The organism is Chryseobacterium sp. C-71 (assembly GCF_020911865.1).
GTDB lineage: Bacteria > Bacteroidota > Bacteroidia > Flavobacteriales > Weeksellaceae > Chryseobacterium.
In genome coordinates, this window is the sequence record NZ_CP087131.1 from 1,729,604 (window position 1) to 1,748,556 (window position 18,953).

The window sequence follows — 18,953 nt, forward strand, 5'->3', positions numbered from 1 at the left end:
ATCATATTTAAAGGATAAAATATTAAAAAAAGTGATAATTATTTCACTACTTTTATCGCCTATTTAAAAACTAATCTATATGAAATTCAAAGCTTTATTAATGGTGCTTTCACTGACAAGTGCATTTTCATTTGCGCAGGAAAAAGTAAAATACACGAAAGATCAAATCAAAAAGATGGAACAATATCTTTTTAACGAAGGATTTCCCGGTCCGTCAACAAAGAAAATCTCAACCATCATTTCAAAAGACGGAACTGTAAATAAAGGTTATTGCGACAATATTGAAACCAAAAAAGGTCAGATTTACGAAATTTCTATAAAAGACAGTGCTACGAAAAAGCAAATGGTTTTCAACGCAGACAATGTGAACGAAATGTACATCTACCCTACGAAATTGGCGAAAATTTTGAAAGTTGGAAAACACATGACTAACGTAAGAAGCTTAAGCACTAAAAAACTGAGTAAAAATACGACTGATGGTCAGATTCAATTTGTAAATCAAACCGTTTCGTTGAAAAACAAAAAAGATGATAAAGAGTTTTTAATGCAACTTATAAATCCTGAATTTAGCGAAGTTATTGCCGTTTACCACGATCCGAGAGCAAAGGAAACTTCGGGCATGACTGTAGGATTTGGGATGCAATTAGGTGGCGGACTTGCAAAATCGTTTTATGTAAAAAAAGGCGAGAAGGTTCTTTGGCTTCATAAAGATGATTTTGAAGACAACTACGATTTTCTTTTTGGTGACAATGCTGAGTTCATGAAAAAATACCCTAAAAAATCTGTAGAATGGGGATTTTTCAGCTTTCTGGTAAATGAATACACAGAGATGACGAACGGATAAAATTATTTAATATAAATCTGAAGCTGTAGAATTTTCTGCAGCTTTTTTTATGCTTTTAAATAACATCAGGATTCCGTAATTTTGCTTTATGAATCCTTCCTTAGAATTACAGCTTAAAACTTTACCATCAGAACCCGGCGTGTATCGTTATTACGATAAAAACGACAATTTACTGTATGTAGGAAAGGCTAAACATTTAAAGAAAAGAGTCCTCTCCTATTTTAATAAAAATCTTTTAGGTTCCAGAATAAAAATCATGGTCGGTAAAATCCATCGACTTGAAACCACCATCGTCAACAGTGAATATGACGCACTTTTGTTAGAAAATAATTTAATAAAGGAGCATCAGCCTTTTTACAATGTAATGTTGAAAGATGACAAAACTTATCCCTGGATTTGTATTAAAAATGAAGATTTTCCAAGAATTTTTTTGACGCGAACAAAGATTAAAGATGGTTCAGAATATTATGGACCATATGCGAAAGTACGCCCGGCAAAGATTCTTTTAGATACGATTAAACATATTTATAAGCTTAGAACCTGTAATCTTAATTTAGCTCCCACCAAAATCGATGACGGAAAATATAAAGTCTGTCTGGAATTTCATATTAAAAACTGCGAAGGACCATGTGAAGGTTTGGAAAGCAAAGAAGAGTATGATGAAAAAATCGATGCGATACGAGGAATTATTAAAGGAGATTTCCAGACTGCAAAAAAATATTTAATCAATCAAATGATGAGATATGCTGAGAATCTGCAGTTTGAAAATGCGCAGACCATCAAAGAACGCATCGATATGCTGGAAGATTACCAGGTGAAACATACCGTGGTGAATCCGAATATTGATGATGTAGATGTTTTTGGAATGACGAGTGATGAGACAGCGGCTTATGTGAACTATTTTAAAATAAGAAACGGAAATATTATCCAAAGTTTCACCACTGAGATCAAAAAAATCATTGAAGAAAGTGATGAAGATATTCTGGAAGAAGCTTTAATTGAAATCCGTCAGAAATTTGAATCTGATTCAAAAGAAGTGCTTATTCCGTTTCATTTGACAGTGGAAATTCCTAATGTTAAATTAATTGTTCCTAAAATGGGCGATAAAAAACGTATCGTGGAACTTTCGGAAAAAAACGCAAAGGAATACAGAATCGAAAAGCTAAAACAGGTACAAATTGTAGATCCCGAAAGACATTCAAACAGAATCATGGCAGAAATGCAGAAACTCCTGAGAATGCCTGTTGAACCTCGTCATATTGAAGGCTTTGATAACTCGAATATTCAGGGAACCAATCCTGTATCGGCATGTGTTGTTTTTAAAGATGGAAAACCCAGCAAAGCAGATTATAGAATTTTCCACCCCAAAACCGTCGTTGGCCCTGATGATTTTAAAACGATGGAAGAAGTGATTTTCCGCCGCTATAAAAGAATGCTCGACGAAGGTGAAAGCCTGCCACAGCTGATCCTGATTGATGGTGGAAAAGGACAATTATCATCTGCTATAAAAAGTTTAAAATTACTTGGACTCTACGGAAAAATAACCATCGTTGGTATTGCCAAAAGATTAGAAGAAATTTTCTTCCCAGAAGATCCTATCCCTTTGTATCTCGATAAAAAATCTGAAACGTTGAAAGTTTTACAAAGAGTACGTGACGAAGCCCACCGCTTCGGAGTAAAGCACCATAGAACAAGAAGAACCAATTCAACCATAAAATCTGAATTGGAAGAAATTCCCGGCGTTGGCGAGAAGACGATTGAAATGCTCTTGTCTAAATTGAAATCTGTTAAAAGAATCAAGGAAGCAAACCTTGAGATTTTGGAAGAGATTTTAGGAAAAAGTAAAGGGAAAATAGTACATGACTTTTTCAACAACCCATAATAAAAAACAAAATCAGCTCAAAATTTGAGCTGATTTTTTATGAATATTTTTAATCAATTTTTCTTAAACTCCTCCCATTACATACATATTTTCCATGGTGGGAACTTCGCTTCCTCCTTTTTTCTCAAGAGTGATTGCAAAAGCTTGCGCATTGGTGATATTAGAGATTGCTATTCTACTGTCTTTATCTTCAGAATACATTCCGGCACTTACCGGCTTTCCGTCTGCAATTGCCCAAAGTTGATACTGCATACCTTCTGGAGCTTTTGGCAGAGAATTTGCAGATAGATAAATATCTTTGGAATTACTATCCCATAGTACTGTTGCTTTAGCCTCAGGGTGTTTGTCTACACCAGCCAATACTACTTTTTTCATATTCGGATTTGCAAAAACATCTAATTTTTGCTGCATATTCTGCATCGCCAATTGATCTGTTTTGCGTTCACTTTCTACTTTTACAAGTTGGTCATTAATTTTTGACTGACTATTCATCCAGTATAAATTAATACCTGTACTGATTAAAAATAGAACTGCTGCTGCAATTGCAAAATTCTTCCAACTGCTGCTTTTTGTATTTTTAATTTCCTGAACTTCTTTTTCCTCCTCAACTTTTTGAACGTTGTTTTGGATAGGAATGACAGGTTTTTCTAATTCAACGTTTTGTTCTTGTTGAATTTTAGCCCAAATTTTAGATTTCAAATCACTTGGTGGGGTCACAGCCTGCGCAGTGGCAAGCATCTCAAAAGTTTTTTGTGCTTCTTCAAAAGCCTCTCTTACTTCATTATTGTTCTTCATTACACATTCCAAAATACCTGCTTCCTCGGGAGAAGCATGACCTAGAATGTATGATTCTAGAATTCCGGATGATATGTATTCTTTACTATTCAATGTTATTGATAATCTTTTAATAAGTCTTTTAATTTCATCAATGCATTACGCATCTTCGTTTTTACAGTACCTAAAGGCATATTCAGTTTTTCTGATATTTCACTCTGCGTGTAACCTTGATAGTATGCCAAATCTATAAGCTCCTGTTTATCAGAATCTAAAGTTCCAAGCACATTACTAAACCCAATAAAATCTGAATTATTGGTGGTTGAAAGTTCCGCATTATTATATACGAAATCAGGAAGTGATTGGTTTTTTAATTCGTTCTGAAAGCTTTTAGATTTTAAATAATCGATTGCTGTGTTTCTTGCAATATTAATCATCCAGGTATAGAAACGTCCTTTGGCAGCATCATATTGATGAATCGAATTCCAGATTTTCATAAAAACATCCTGAATAATTTCTTCAGTATATTCTTTAGACTGCACGATTCGGAGAATCACACCATATAATGCCCCAGAATAGTGGTCATATAAATGGTGGAAACCAGATTCGCTCTTTTCTCTGAGCAAAGCTATAAGTTCGTCTTCCGAATAGGTTGTTTTAATATGAAGTATTTTACCTACCAAATATAATAAAATAAATCGTGTAGACCTGAAAATCTTTTAAAAAATTTATCTCGTATATATAATTATAAACAATTATTACAATTAAAATGAAAAATGCAACAACTAAAATATTTTCTACATTACTGATTATGTTGATGTTTGGAATTTATTCAGCTCAATCAGAAAACTTTAAGGCAAAAAATCCTTATTACTCAAAAACAAATACAACTCCTTTAAAAGTAAGCAATGCAGAGTGGAAGAAAATCTTAAAGCCTGAATTGTACCAAGTCGCAAGACAAGGAGCGACCGAAATGGCTTTCACCGGAAAGTATTACGAATTTGATGTGAAAGGAACTTACTACTGTGCAGTTTGCGGAAATGCGTTATTTCTTTCTACAGCAAAGTTTGCAACAACTTGTGGTTGGCCCTCTTTCTACGAACCATTGAGAAAAGATGGTGTAAAATATAAAAAAGACAATTCTCACAATATGGAGCGTACCGAAGTTCTTTGTGGAAGATGTGATTCTCACTTGGGACATATTTTCGATGACGGGCCAAAACCAACAGGAAAAAGATTCTGTATGAATTCGGTTTCTCTGGAGTTTGTTCCTAATCAAAAAACAAAGAAATAAATTTAATCAACTGATTTACAGTTAAATAAAATAAATATTTAAAATATTTAAAACTAAAATCAGCAGACTGTCGTAGATACCAATAACAAAGAAATAAACTCACAACTCAAATAATAATAATTTAAAAAATCAAAAAAAATGAATACAAGATCAAAATTCGTAGCGTTAGGAATGGTTGCATTATCATTTGCACTAAGTGGAAATACAGCTGCACAAAAAATGAAAGAAAAGACGGTAATGGTTGGCGGAGCGCCAATGTATCCTTCTAAAAATATCGTTGAGAACGCGGTAAATTCTAAAGATCACAAAACATTGGTTGCAGCAGTAAAAGCCGCAGGTTTGGTAGAAACTTTACAAAGCGCAGGACCCTTCACAGTATTTGCTCCTACAGACGCAGCTTTCGCAAAATTACCAGCAGGAACTGTAGAAAATTTGGTAAAGCCTGAAAATAAAGAAATGCTGACTAAGATTTTAACGTATCACGTTCTTCCAGGAAAATACAGTTCAAAACAAGTTTGGGCAGCAGTGAAAGCAGGAAACGGAAAAGCAATGATGAAGACAGTTGCCGGAGAAGAGCTAACGTTCTGGACAAAAGGAAAAGATTTATACATTACCGATGCCAAAGGTAATGAGGCAAAAGTAACCATTGCTGATGTGAATCAGTCTAATGGAGTTATACATGTAATAGACACTGTTCTATTACCATAGTTTTAGTTTTTTATGGTTTATTTTAAGGAAGCCTTATCTGGATGACAGATAAGGCTTTTTTTTATTTTAAAGTGAAAACTTCTTTTGAATAATCATCGTTGCCCTTTGGCATTTCGATCACAATATTCCCATTTTCATAATATCCTATGGTTGATTCTCCTGAGTTTAATTTTACTTTAAAAGTATCTTTCTTACTCGTCGATTTGAATGTCGCAAAAGGAACTGAGCTGTTATTTTCAACTAAAATAAACTGACTGTCATCAATCTGAACTTTCTGTAAACTTACTTTACCGTTCGTATATTTTCCTGATTGAGGAGGAGTTGAATTTTCTGTCGCCTGGCGAGTAACTTCTTTTACAGGTTCTGAAGATTGTACTTCCTGTACAACTGTTTCTACCTGATTGGAAATTTCTTTCGGGCTTGAGACAGGAATAGTTACCAAAGCCTGTTTCAAAGCATCCTGAAAACCTTCTTCAAATTCTTTAATTGAAGTGCTGGCTTTTTGACTTGCAACTACCTTCCCATTGCAATCTTTAAATTCTAAAACAACTTTATTTCTTAAAAAACCGCTGTCATTGATTACATCTGCATTCAAAACGCTGCATGGATTTGAATTTGCTTCCGCCGTCCATTGACTCCTGTTTCCTGAAACAACTACATATTGTTTTTGTTTCAATGTTTTAGAAAGCAATATATCCATTTTGTATTGATCGTTTTTAAATCCGCTGAATTTCTCCGGAAGGGCGATATATTTATAATCGGAAACCTTTTGGGCATACGAAAACGTAATGCAAAGAGTTGCTATAATTGTTGAAAGTTTCTTCATTGTAATAAATTTAAAATAATTCTGAATTTTTTAATCGTTTCTAAATTCTCCCATATCCAATTTCAAAGAGAAAAAGTTTGAGAAGAAATTTGATCCACCGATTCCTGAGTTGCTGATTGCATAATCAAGTGTCAAACCTCTATATCTGATTCCTAAACCTGCACTTGGCTGGAAAGAAACCTTTCTGCTTAAATCTTCAATATCCGTAATAGACTGGAATCTGTTGACTCCAACTCTCACAAAAATCATTTTCTGATAACCCAATTCAGCACCTGCATACGGAGTGATACTTGCGAAATCTGTCGAAAGAAGTGCTGCTGTTTTAGCAAAATCTACGTTGATTCCTGCTTCCGGTAAAACATATAAGCTACTATTGATTTCAAATAACTTACTTGCACCTGCATTCAGCTTAGGCATCGTTAATTCCATTTTATCAGTAGGCGCAGGGTTAAATTCTTCCCCGTTTACAACTGTTGATAATTCGTTTTGATTAATACTCCAGAAGTTCACCGTTGTCGTTGCATCACGAAGTATTCCCCCGAATTTCCAGCCATTATCAGCTTTATAAATTGCTCCTACATCAAAACCAAACCCGTAACCGCTTGCAAATTTTCCTACATTTCTGTAAACAATTTTCGCGTTGACACCAACATCCAATTTTGGATTTCCACCGGGATTGAATGCATAAGAAATAATTCCAGCATAATCTGATTGTGAAAATTTGGTAATTTTATCGTAATCAATATTTCCTTCAGTATCGATCAACTGGGTAGTATTTAAAATGTTATCAACTCCCAATCTTACAATTGAAACTCCAAAAACACCTTCCTCCAAAACTTTTGCGTAAGCCAGATAATCATATTTCGCAATCGATTCAAAATATTCTGCGTGCATTGCTGCTCCCTGCCAGTCTTTTGTAATTCCGTTTAAACCTGCGGGATTCCACATGGGTGAATAGACGTCATCCTGATTGGAAATCACAGCTCCACCCATTGCAAGACCTCTCGCTCCGGCACCAATATTTAAAAATTCATTGGAATATTTTCTGATAATCTGAGATTGAGAAAACCCAAATACGAAGGGAAATAGTAATAAAAGATATTTTTTCATCATGCAATTTGATGCTTAGTTAATTGTTTTTTGTTTCCTGGTTTTGATCAGAGCATTCGCTACAATCGCCAAAATCATAACGAGTGAAGCCACATAAAATACTGGACTCATGTGTTCTGATTCCCCAAAGATAAAAAAAGCTAGTATAATTCCGTAGACTGGTTCTAAATTTACTGTTAAAATTAATGTGAAAGGCGAAATATATTTCATCAGCTTTACCGACTCGAGCATCGGGAATGCCGTGAAAACACTTGCCAACAAGCATATTAACGCCAAATCTCTGTAATTTATTTCATTCATTGAAAATATTTGACCAGATATTAAATAAAATACAGCCAAAATAAGCCAACCGCTGAAGATTTCGTAAAAAATAATATTTCCTGGACTGGTTTTACCAAATAGTTTTCCATTGAAAACAGAAAAGATAGTCCCAAAAACTGCACATAGAATACCAAAGAAAATACCTTCTTTGTACTGAAACTCTGTTTTAAAAATAAGAAGAATACAAGCAACAATCACAACTCCCATGACAACCTCTGAAACATCTACTTTCCTTTTAAAAACGAGAGGTTCTAAAATGGCAGCAAACAATGTAGACAAAGAAAGGCAGCTTAAAGCAATTGAAACATTCGAGACTTTAATAGAATAAAAAAAACATAACCAATGCAGCGCCATGAAAAATCCTATAGCAGAAAGCTGTAAAAAAAGTTTTTTGGAAACTTTAATACTTTCTTTTTTAAAAACTCTGATAAACACAAATAGAAATATCGCAGCAAACAACATTCTGTAGAACACCAGAATTTGTGCATTGGCAGTAATCAGTTTTCCCAAAATTGCAGTAAATCCCCACAAAAAAACGATCAAGTGCAATCTGAAAAGAGCTAATTTTTGCATGTCTATTGATATCAAATTTTTAACAAGCAAATTTACGAATAGGTTTTAGTAAAACACAGAAATATTATCCTATAAGAATAAAAAATATTGAGTGAATTTAGAAAAAGTGAAATTTTCTTCATCAAAAATAAAAAACCCTGAAAGTCTATTCAACTTTCAGGGCCTTCAAATAATAAACTATTAAAAAAATAAACTAGGAACAGAGGATTTATAACGGAGTAATCAGCTCCTTTCCTCTCATGTAAAATTATAAAAAAAACAAACATAAAAAAACTTAACTGTGTTAAATATTTCATAATTTTATGATTTTCAATGCGTTGAATCATAAAAATTTATGATATATTATTTTTTATAAAAGTAGTATCTTAGGCACATTAAAATAGAAATTTCATGGATATTGAATTCAACAAACGAGAAGATCAAAACAAATTAAAATTATCTGAAATAAATCGTTTACTTTCTGAAATAAAAAAAGGCGGTGGAGAAAAAAGACTTCAAAAGCTTCGCGATGAAGGAAAAATGACGGCGAGAGAAAGAATAGATTATCTTCTCGATAAAGATTCAGATTCCATTGAAATCGGTGCTTTTGCTGGATATGAAATGTATGAAGAACACGGTGGATGTCCAAGTGGCGGTGTTGTGGTGGTGATGGGATATGTTTCTGGAAAACAATGTTTGGTTGTTGCTAATGATGCGTCTGTAAAAGCAGGTGCGTGGTTTCCAATCACCGGAAAGAAAAACCTAAGAGCACAGGAAATCGCAATGGAAAACAAGCTTCCAATTATTTATCTTGTTGACTCAGCAGGTGTTTATCTTCCAATGCAGGATGAGATTTTCCCCGATAAGGAACATTTCGGAAGAATTTTCAGAAATAATGCGAAAATGAGCGCAATGGGAATCATTCAGATTTCTGCTGTTATGGGAAGTTGTGTTGCTGGTGGAGCTTACCTGCCCATTATGAGCGACGAAGCCATGATTGTTGATAAAACAGGCTCAATCTTTCTTGCCGGAAGTTATTTGGTGAAAGCGGCAATCGGCGAAAGCATTGATAACGAAACTTTAGGTGGTGCAACAACTCACTGTTCAATTTCGGGAGTAACAGATTATAAAGCTAAGGATGACCAAGATGCTTTAAACAGAATAAAGAATATTATGAAATCTATCGGAAGCTACGAAAAAGCAGGTTTCGACAGAATTGAAAGTTTTCCACCAAAAGAAAATATAGATAACATTTTCGGAATCATGCCGGTTTCTCGTGCCGATCAATATGATACTTTAGAAATTATAAAATGTCTTGTAGACAATTCTGAGTTTGAAGAATACAAAGCAGATTACGGACAAACTATCATTTGTGCTACGGCAAGAGTTGACGGATGGTCGGTAGGAATTGTCGCTAATCAAAGAAAGCTCGTTAAAAATGGTAAAGGAGAAATGCAGTTTGGAGGGGTAATTTATTCTGACTCTGCTGATAAAGCAACAAGATTTATTGCGAACTGTAACCAGAGAAAAATTCCTTTGATATTTTTACAAGACGTAACAGGCTTCATGGTAGGTTCAAAATCAGAACATGGTGGAATCATTAAAGACGGTGCAAAAATGGTGAATGCCGTGGCCAATTCTGTAGTTCCTAAATTCACCATCATCACAGGAAATTCTTACGGTGCCGGTAATTACGCAATGTGCGGAAAAGCTTACGACCCAAGATTAATTGTAGCTTGGCCATGGGCTGACCTTGCTGTAATGGGAGGTTCTCAGGCTGCTAAAGTTTTAGCACAAATTCAGGAATCTACTTTGAAAAAACAAGGAAAAGAAATCACTGAAGAAGCTCATAAAGAAATTTTAGATTCCATCTCTAAGAAATATCAAAAACAAACAGAAGCTACATATGCAGCATCTAGATTATGGACGGATGCAATCATTAATCCTATTGATACCAGAAAATGGATTTCTATGGGAATTGAAGCTGCCGATCATTCTCCTATTACTGATAAATTCAATTTAGGAGTGATCCAAGTCTGATCAATACTCAATTGTACAATATTTTGCCTCACCTTAAAAGTGGGGCTTTTTTATTATGTTAAATAGTCCTAAAGAATTATAAACTGTCTTAACGACATAACATAAGGGTAAGATTTTTGTTATTAAAGAATACAAAAACTAATAAGCACTTCAACCTCTTTTTAATTACTAATCCCCAAAGGAAACCTATGAAAAGATATTTTGCAGTATTTATTGCCTTATACACCGTCGTTTTATTATATATGATGTTTTATGCTTCTGGTAGAGAACCTTCAGAAATTTCGTATATCCAGCATCAGCCATTTATTACCATTCAGCATTTTTTCAATGACAATAATATTGATAATCAAGCTTTTATTGTCAATATATTTGGTAATATATTTCTATTCAGTCCATTTGGATGGTTAGGATTATGCATAAAAAAATTTAATCGTTTTATTCCTATTACATTTTTCTTTTTGTTCGCAATAAGTATAATTGAATCTATTCAATATATTTCCGGGAGAGGAGTTGCAGATGTTGATGATGTATTTTTGAATACATTAGGAATGCTCATAGGATTTGTTTTATTCAAATATGCAACGTGGAAAAATATTGCCAATATTAAGGTACATTTTGAATTGTTAGACTCTAAAAGTAAGCGTGTATCAACGGTTTCTTAATATTCAAGAAAAGGATAAATCAACACTTATGTTAAATTATTAGCGATCTGTCAAATTAAATTATCCAGAAGCTTTATCCAGCTCTTCACTGTATCTTTTTTGTGCCTGTGCTTTGTCCTTGCAACAAAAAAGGATGCCGTTGCGATCTGGGCTAGGGGTGACTGCATTATTTTGATTATCTGTCAAAACAATCATTTTTTTCGTTCTCAAATCTTGCTTTAGGCTTTAGGCTTTAGGCTTTAGGCTTTAGGCTTTAGGCTTTAGGCTTTAGGCTTTAGGCAAAATTACATTTTCTTGATATATTTTAAAACGTAATGATTTCTTTTTATTTCATCATTATAACAGAGGTTATGCAATGATCTTAAACTATTCAAAATACGTACAACAAATAGTTCTGCAATAAGTACAACTGCTTGAAAAGCCGCAGAGTGGCAGACTGTTAATAGAAAAAGAATACAGCTCACGGATGGAGAAAGCTCCTTAGGAGCGACCTGTACATTATTTCAATTCCCTGATGACAAATCACTTCTTAGATGATAAACAGATATCGATCCGACGGAACGCACTTGTGACCGCTTCAGCTTTTTTCTAAGATACTGCTCCTACGGAGCAATACTGACAAAATGGTTTAATAAGTTTAAGTTACCAATTAACTATCCTTAACCTGAGTTCGGGATAAGAACATCAATAAAATTTGTACAAAAAAGCAATAATTCGTATATTTAAGTTTCTGACATTCAAATATTTAAACGAATTACTGCTATGAATTTGAAAGACCAAATTATAAAAATTTTTGTACAAATAGATGATTTTTGTAAAGAGTTTGATGCTCAAATTAAAAAAATGAAGTTTGAAGCACTCTGCCATAGCAAGAAAAGAAGAAACAGAGCCTCTCTAATGTCAGATTCTGAAATGATCACCATTATGATTGGTTTTCATTTGGGAGCTCATAAAACTTTTAAACATTATTACCAGCAAATAGTTTGTGGTTATTGGAAAGACTTATTTCCTAAAACCCCTTTCCTACAACAGATTTATTGAACTCCAGCAAAGAAGTTTTGTGGTTTTTGCTTTGTTTCTAAAAGAAAAATGCTTGGGAAAATGCACAGGAATTAGTTTTATGGACAGCACTACTTTGAAAGTTTGCAGAAATCAAAGAATACACAACCATAAAGTTTTCAAAGGTTTGGCAGAACGAGGAAAGTCTTCAATGGGCTGGTTTTATGGATTTAAGTTGCATTTGGTCTGTAATGAAAAAGGTGAACTCTTATCCTTTTATCTTACGAAAGGAAATGTGGATGACAGAAATCTGAAACACATTAAAAAAATGACCCAGCAACTTTTTGGGAAACTATTTGCAGACAAAGGATATCTTTCAAAAGCTTTGTGGGAGATGCTTTTTGCAGATGGTATTCAAGTGTTTACCAAGCTTAGAAAAAATATGAAAAATCATATAATGAAGATGGAAGACAAGATTTTGCTCAGAAAAAGAGCGATTATTGAAACCATAAATGATGAATTAAAAAACCATTGCCAAGTGGAACACACCAGACATCGAAGCGTGAACAACTTTATGATGAATGTTTTGGGAGGGCTGACTGCGTATTGTTTCTTTCCAAAAAAACCGTCATTAAACTTACAAAAAGTAAATGACGGTCAACTTTTTTTAAACTTCGCTTAACCCGAACTCAGGTTAAATTAGAACTCACATCTCGAACCTTGAATATTGAATGTTAAAATTTGATTTATGGATGGCGACTTCGTTGCTTTTTAAACGTTGAGTTGAGAGCAAAAAAAAGTCTCATACAACTGAATGTATGAGACTTTTAAATAAAAACTGGCGGCGACCTACTCTCCCGCTTTCGCAGTACCATCGGCGCTGGTGGGCTTAACTTCTGTGTTCGGAATGGGAACAGGTGAGCCCCACCGCTAAAACCACCCTAAAGGCTGTATATGGTTGTCAGTTTTGGTTGATTGCTGATGGTATAATACTATCAACTGTCAACTCCTTACTGTCAACTGTTTTATCGATAAAAATGTTCACAAAGAGAGAACCTTGAATGCGCAATTAAGGCTTGCCAATTAGGCAATAAATCTACGGGTAATTAGTACTACTCGGCTATGCTGTTACCAACTTTACACCTGTAGCCTATCAACGTCGTCATCTCCAACGACCCTTAAAAGATGTCTCATCTTGAGGCGAGTTTCGCACTTATATGCTTTCAGTGCTTATCTCTTCCAAACGTAGCTACTCAGCGGTGCTCCTGGCGGAACAACTGATACACCAGAGGTTTGTTCAATTCGGTCCTCTCGTACTAGAATCAAGCCCTCTCAAACATCTAACGCCCGCAATAGATAGAGACCGAACTGTCTCACGACGTTCTGAACCCAGCTCGCGTGCCACTTTAATGGGCGAACAGCCCAACCCTTGGGACCTTCTCCAGCCCCAGGATGTGACGAGCCGACATCGAGGTGCCGAACCTCCCCGTCGATGTGAGCTCTTGGGGGAGACTAGCCTGTTATCCCCGGAGTACCTTTTATCCTATGAGCGATGGCCCTTCCATACGGAACCACCGGATCACTATGTCCTGCTTTCGCACCTGATCGACTTGTAGGTCTCACAGTCAAGCACCCTTATGCCATTACACTCTACGCACGGTTACCAAGCGTGCTGAGGGTACCTTTGAAAGCCTCCGTTACTCTTTTGGAGGCGACCACCCCAGTCAAACTACCCACCACGCAGTGTCCTTCCATTCAGAAGTTAGGCTCCAAGTAAGTAAAGGGTGGTATTTCAACGTTGACTCCACAAACACTAGCGTGCCTGCTTCAAAGTCTCCCACCTATCCTACACATTACTTACTCAAAGTCAATACGAAGTTATAGTAAAGGTTCACAGGGTCTTTTCGTCCCATTGCGGGTAAACGGCATCTTCACCGTTACTACAATTTCACAGAGCTCATGGTTGAGACAGTGCCCAGATCGTTACACCATTCGTGCAGGTCGGAACTTACCCGACAAGGAATTTCGCTACCTTAGGACCGTTATAGTTACGGCCGCCGTTTACTGGGGCTTCAGTCAAACGCTTCGCATTGCTGCTAACGCCCTTCCTTAACCTTCCAGCACCGGGCAGGTGTCAGACCCTATACAGCATCTTTCGATTTAGCAGAGTCCTGTGTTTTTGATAAACAGTCGCCTGGGCCTCTTCACTGCGGCCAGCATTGCTGCTGGCGTCTCTTCTTCCGAAGTTACGAGACTATTTTGCCTAGTTCCTTAACCATGATTCACTCTAGCACCTTAGGATTCTCTCCTCGACTACCTGTGTCGGTTTTGGTACGGGTTGCTTCACTTCGGCTTTTCTTGGAAGCACTTTCCTTACAGCAACTTCGCCCGAAGGCTAGGTCTTGACTATTCCGTCAGTCTCCAGTAAGTACGGCACTCCGTCCCCTTTTTAGTGTGAGCAAGTATGGGAATATTAACCCATTGTCCATCCACTACCCCTTTCGGGTTCGCGTTAGGTCCCGACTAACCCTCAGCTGATTAGCATGGCTGAGGAAACCTTAGTCTTTCGGTGAGCGGGTTTCTCGCCCGCTTTATCGTTACTTATGCCTACATTTTCTTTTCTGTACGCTCCACCAAGCCTCACGACTCAGCTTCTGTGCAAACAGAATGCTCCCCTACCAGATACAACCCTAAGTTGTAAATCCATAGCTTCGGTACTCTATTTATGCCCGATTATTATCCATGCCGGACCGCTCGACTAGTGAGCTGTTACGCACTCTTTAAATGAATGGCTGCTTCCAAGCCAACATCCTAGCTGTCAATGCAGTCCAACCGCGTTGCTTCAACTTAATAGAGATTTGGGGACCTTAGCTGTTGGTCTGGGTTCTTTCCCTCTCGGACACGGACCTTAGCACCCGCGCCCTCACTGCCGTGGAACATTTATTAGCATTCGGAGTTTGTCAGGAATTGGTAGGATTTGACTCCCCCGCATCCAATCAGTAGCTCTACCTCTAATAAACTTATACACGACGCTGCACCTAAATGCATTTCGGGGAGTACGAGCTATCTCCCAGTTTGATTGGCCTTTCACCCCTACCCACAGGTCATCCGAAGACTTTTCAACGTCAACCGGTTCGGTCCTCCACTTTGTGTTACCAAAGCTTCAACCTGCCCATGGGTAGATCACAAGGTTTCGCGTCTAATACTACTAACTAAGCGCCCTATTCAGACTCGCTTTCGCTCCGGCTCCGTACCTGAAGTACTTAACCTCGCTAGTAACATTAACTCGTAGGCTCATTATGCAAAAGGCACGCCGTCACCCAACTTGTGGGCTCCGACCGCTTGTAGGCGTACGGTTTCAGGTTCTATTTCACCCTTCTATTCGAAGTGCTTTTCACCTTTCCTTCACAGTACTTGTTCACTATCGGTCTTTCAGGAGTATTTAGCCTTGGAGGATGGTCCCCCCATATTCAGACAGGATTTCACGTGTCCCGCCCTACTCATTTATCATCTAAATATACCTTTCATGTACGGGGCTATCACCCTCTATGGCTGTTCTTTCCAGAACATTCTATTAAATATATAAAGACTTTTGGGCTAATCCGCGTTCGCTCGCCACTACTTACGGAATCTCTTCGATTTCTTTTCCTCAGGGTACTTAGATGTTTCAGTTCTCCTGGTTTGCTCCTCTTACGAGGTGACATGTCTTCAACATGCCGGGTTGCCCCATTCGGACATCTGCGGATCAATTCGTGTGTGCCGATCCCCGCAGCTTTTCGCAGCTTACCGCGTCCTTCTTCGCCTCTGAAAGCCTAGGCATCCGCCATACGCCCTTAACGATTTCTTTCCTAATTATTAATTAGTTCAGTATTTTTTGTCTAACATCGCTGTTAAACTATTTTGTAAACTCAAACGCTTAATTGCGCTCGGTTTTCTCTTTGTGATATTTTTACCGTTAATGTCAATGATCTTATGTCTTTCTGCTTGTCTGATAAATGAATATTTGTTTTGGCTCTATTCATCTTACTTTTAAATCAAACTCGCAAAACTGTGGAGAATAAGGGAGTCGAACCCTTGACCTTCCCGATTCATCGGGACGCTCTAGCCCCTATCGGCTAAAATCCTTTGTTTCTTTTTTTAATAACTTCTATTCTTGTTACATCGCTGTAATCTTTTTCATTACTTTTCAGTAATTGTGGAGAATAAGGGAGTCGAACCCTTGACCTCCTGCGTGCAAGGCAGGCGCTCTAGCCAGCTGAGCTAATTCCCCTCTAGGTGCCGTTGGCGATTTGCTTCTCGCTTTTGGCTTTATTGCCATCAGCTATAAGCCATTTGCCAGCCGCCTCAATTAGTAGTCTCGGGCAGGCTCGAACTGCCGACCTCTACATTATCAGTGTAGCGCTCTAACCAGCTGAGCTACGAGACTTCATGTTTTTAGTTGTCGGTTGTCGGTTTTTAGTTGTTAGCTTTAATACTAACTTCTAATGATCTAACCTCTAACTTCTGTAACTAAAATCTCTCTTTCCCTGATACTAATTTCTAGTGGGTTTTGTATTTTTATAATATAAGCAACCGAGTAAAAAACTAAAACGTTTTCTTTTAAGTAAGTACATGGTACAGTAAAGTACCTTTATTTGTTTAACGTCGAAAGACGCTCTAAAATGAGATGTTCCAGCCGCACCTTCCGGTACGGCTACCTTGTTACGACTTAGCCCTAGTTACCTGTTTTACCCTAGGCAGCTCCTGTTACGGTCACCGACTTCAGGTACCCCAGACTTCCATGGCTTGACGGGCGGTGTGTACAAGGCCCGGGAACGTATTCACCGCGCCATGGCTGATGCGCGATTACTAGCGATTCCAGCTTCATAGAGTCGAGTTGCAGACTCCAATCCGAACTGAGACCGGCTTTCGAGATTTGCATCACATCGCTGTGTAGCTGCCCTCTGTACCGGCCATTGTATTACGTGTGTGGCCCAAGGCGTAAGGGCCGTGATGATTTGACGTCATCCCCACCTTCCTCTCTACTTGCGTAGGCAGTCTCACTAGAGTCCTCAACTGAATGTTAGCAACTAGTGACAGGGGTTGCGCTCGTTGCAGGACTTAACCTAACACCTCACGGCACGAGCTGACGACAACCATGCAGCACCTTGAAAATTGCCCGAAGGAAGGTCTATTTCTAAACCGATCAATTCCCATTTAAGCCTTGGTAAGGTTCCTCGCGTATCATCGAATTAAACCACATAATCCACCGCTTGTGCGGGCCCCCGTCAATTCCTTTGAGTTTCAAACTTGCGTTCGTACTCCCCAGGTGGCTAACTTATCACTTTCGCTTAGTCTCTGAATCCGAAGACCCAAAAACGAGTTAGCATCGTTTACGGCGTGGACTACCAGGGTATCTAATCCTGTTCGCTCCCCACGCTTTCGTCCATCAGCGTCAGTTAAGACATGGTAACCTGCCTTCGCAATTGGTGTTCTAAGTAATATCTATGCATTTCACCGCTACACTACTTATTCCAGCTACCTCTACCTTACTCAAGACCCGCAGTATCAATGGCAGTTTCATAGTTAAGCTATGAGATTTCACCACTGACTTACGAGTCCGCCTACGGACCCTTTAAACCCAATAAATCCGGATAACGCTTGCACCCTCCGTATTACCGCGGCTGCTGGCACGGAGTTAGCCGGTGCTTATTCATACTGTACCTTCAGCTACTTACACGTAAGTAGGTTTATCCCAGTATAAAAGAAGTTTACAACCCATAGGGCCGTCGTCCTTCACGCGGGATGGCTGGATCAGGCTCTCACCCATTGTCCAATATTCCTCACTGCTGCCTCCCGTAGGAGTCTGGTCCGTGTCTCAGTACCAGTGTGGGGGATCACCCTCTCAGGCCCCCTAAAGATCATTGACTTGGTGAGCCGTTACCTCACCAACTATCTAATCTTGCGCGTGCCCATCTCTATCCACCGGAGTTTTCAATAAAAAACGATGCCGTTTCTTATATTATGGGGTATTAATCTTCCTTTCGAAAGGCTATCCCCCTGATAAAGGTAGGTTGCACACGTGTTCCGCACCCGTGCGCCGCTCTCAAAGATCCGAAGATCTTCTACCGCTCGGCTTGCATGTGTTAGGCCTCCCGCTAGCGTTCATCCTGAGCCAGGATCAAACTCTCCATTGTATGTTTGTCTGACTCACTCAAAGTTTTGACGCTTTAGTTTTTCCTTACTTGGTTGTTATATCTATTTTTCAATGATCTCTCTTCTTCCGCTTCCTCAGCTACCCTTTTCTGTCGTTGGGCGTTGCCGTATTTGCGTGTGCAAAAGTAATAACTTATTTCTAATTGACCAAATGTTTTTTGAAGAAATTTTAAAGTTTTTTAAGTAACCCTAAACTCTTTTCTCAAACCCTTAATCCGTTACTCCTGCGCTCCCCGTATTGGGATTGCAAAGATACAAATCTTTTCTAAACTCACAAATTTTTATCGCTAAAAATTTTAATGAATGTTTCTTGATCTACATCCTATTAAAGTAACTTAAATTATCCGCCCGGAGGCGCTCCTGCGCTACTGATATACTCTCGTTTTCAGTGGGGCAAAAGTAGTACGTTTATACCCCTACTTCCAAATCTATTTAACATAAAATTCATATTTTATTCATATTTGATGCTAAATAGCTGAAAACATGAGAGAAAAATTTTTATGAAACTGGAGGTTGGAGGATGGAGGATGGAGGTTGGAGGACGGGAGTTGAGGGCGTGAAGGGTTGGAGTGCAAGTAGAAGCTGGTGGAAGTATTGAGGAGAGTGGAAAGATGATAGTGCGAGAGGGGTTTCAGAGGCAAGTGCGGAATGGAATGTTTGGGAAAGACATGGGTAGAAAGGTGGGGCTTGATCTCGCAGGGAGGTTGGGTGGAAAGGTAGAGTGTGTAGATCTAAATTGGAGCGCA

General features: G+C 38.0%; 11 protein-coding genes, 2 tRNA genes, 3 rRNA genes and 1 pseudogene. 7 read left to right on the forward strand and 10 right to left on the reverse strand.

What is annotated here, in order from left to right; all coding sequences use genetic code 11:
• Positions 1-79 precede the first annotated feature (79 nt).
• Together LNP04_RS07845 and uvrC are read left to right on the forward strand one after the other, a co-directional pair.
• Positions 80-844 carry a hypothetical protein gene (locus LNP04_RS07845; protein ID WP_229985969.1) on the forward strand — a complete coding sequence of 255 codons (765 nt, stop codon included), beginning with the start codon at positions 80-82 and terminating at the stop codon, positions 842-844.
• An 88-nt stretch (positions 845-932) separates the two neighbouring features.
• Positions 933-2,726, forward strand: a complete 1,794-nt coding sequence (uvrC, locus tag LNP04_RS07850) for an excinuclease ABC subunit UvrC (protein WP_229985970.1) — start codon at positions 933-935, stop codon at positions 2,724-2,726.
• Positions 2,727-2,789: 63 nt separating this feature from the next.
• On the opposite strand, the gene LNP04_RS07855 is transcribed toward uvrC, so the two are convergent.
• Together LNP04_RS07855 and LNP04_RS07860 are read right to left on the reverse strand one after the other, a co-directional pair.
• On the reverse strand, positions 2,790-3,614 hold the full coding sequence (locus LNP04_RS07855; protein ID WP_229985971.1) for an anti-sigma factor domain-containing protein: 825 nt from the start codon (positions 3,612-3,614) through the stop codon (positions 2,790-2,792).
• A 2-nt stretch (positions 3,615-3,616) separates the two neighbouring features.
• Positions 3,617-4,183 carry an RNA polymerase sigma factor gene (locus tag LNP04_RS07860; protein ID WP_228446587.1) on the reverse strand — a complete coding sequence of 189 codons (567 nt, stop codon included), beginning with the start codon at positions 4,181-4,183 and terminating at the stop codon, positions 3,617-3,619.
• Between the two features lie 128 nt (positions 4,184-4,311).
• Here LNP04_RS07860 and msrB point away from each other — a divergent pair, with 128 nt between their 5' ends.
• Together msrB and LNP04_RS07870 are read left to right on the forward strand one after the other, a co-directional pair.
• Positions 4,312-4,794 (forward strand): peptide-methionine (R)-S-oxide reductase MsrB, encoded by a 483-nt coding sequence (gene msrB / locus LNP04_RS07865; protein WP_229986282.1) that lies wholly within the window; start codon positions 4,312-4,314, stop codon positions 4,792-4,794.
• 138 nt (positions 4,795-4,932) lie between these two features.
• Entirely contained in the window at positions 4,933-5,502 is a 570-nt protein-coding gene (locus LNP04_RS07870) for a fasciclin domain-containing protein (protein ID WP_229985972.1), read from the forward strand.
• Between the two features lie 61 nt (positions 5,503-5,563).
• On the opposite strand, the gene LNP04_RS07875 is transcribed toward LNP04_RS07870, so the two are convergent.
• From LNP04_RS07875 to LNP04_RS07885, 3 genes are read right to left on the reverse strand one after another with little or no spacing between them, the layout of a single operon-like run.
• A complete protein-coding gene (locus LNP04_RS07875) occupies positions 5,564-6,328 on the reverse strand; it encodes a hypothetical protein (RefSeq protein WP_229985973.1) in 765 nt (254 codons plus the stop codon).
• 30 nt (positions 6,329-6,358) lie between these two features.
• Positions 6,359-7,441, reverse strand: a complete 1,083-nt coding sequence (locus LNP04_RS07880; RefSeq protein WP_229985974.1) for a PorV/PorQ family protein — start codon at positions 7,439-7,441, stop codon at positions 6,359-6,361.
• 12 nt (positions 7,442-7,453) lie between these two features.
• Entirely contained in the window at positions 7,454-8,332 is an 879-nt protein-coding gene (locus LNP04_RS07885; protein WP_229985975.1) for a DMT family transporter, read from the reverse strand.
• 390 nt (positions 8,333-8,722) lie between these two features.
• On the opposite strand from LNP04_RS07885, the gene LNP04_RS07890 reads away from it, so the two are divergent.
• The 3 genes and pseudogenes from LNP04_RS07890 to LNP04_RS07900 all read left to right on the forward strand — a co-directional run bounded on the left by LNP04_RS07890 (position 8,723) and on the right by LNP04_RS07900 (position 12,694).
• Positions 8,723-10,351, forward strand: coding sequence for an acyl-CoA carboxylase subunit beta (locus tag LNP04_RS07890; RefSeq protein WP_229985976.1), 1,629 nt, complete (start codon positions 8,723-8,725; stop codon positions 10,349-10,351).
• Positions 10,352-10,539: 188 nt separating this feature from the next.
• Positions 10,540-11,013: a VanZ family protein gene (locus LNP04_RS07895; RefSeq protein WP_229985977.1), complete on the forward strand. Its 474-nt coding sequence runs from the start codon at positions 10,540-10,542 to the stop codon at positions 11,011-11,013.
• Between the two features lie 762 nt (positions 11,014-11,775).
• Positions 11,776-12,694: pseudogene (locus tag LNP04_RS07900) on the forward strand (IS982 family transposase).
• Positions 12,695-12,848: 154 nt separating this feature from the next.
• Here the strand turns inward: LNP04_RS07900 and rrf are convergent.
• The 5 genes from rrf to LNP04_RS07925 all read right to left on the reverse strand — a co-directional run bounded on the left by rrf (position 12,849) and on the right by LNP04_RS07925 (position 18,188).
• Positions 12,849-12,956: ribosomal RNA gene (gene rrf / locus LNP04_RS07905) — 5S ribosomal RNA — on the reverse strand.
• Between the two features lie 142 nt (positions 12,957-13,098).
• Positions 13,099-15,859: ribosomal RNA gene (locus LNP04_RS07910) — 23S ribosomal RNA — on the reverse strand.
• A gap of 349 nt (positions 15,860-16,208) precedes the next feature.
• A tRNA-Ala gene (locus tag LNP04_RS07915) sits at positions 16,209-16,282 on the reverse strand.
• A gap of 82 nt (positions 16,283-16,364) precedes the next feature.
• Positions 16,365-16,438, reverse strand: a tRNA-Ile gene (locus LNP04_RS07920).
• A 233-nt stretch (positions 16,439-16,671) separates the two neighbouring features.
• Positions 16,672-18,188: ribosomal RNA gene (locus LNP04_RS07925) — 16S ribosomal RNA — on the reverse strand.
• Together the 16S, 23S and 5S rRNA genes with 2 tRNA genes alongside form the textbook arrangement of a ribosomal RNA operon.
• Positions 18,189-18,953 lie beyond the last annotated feature (765 nt).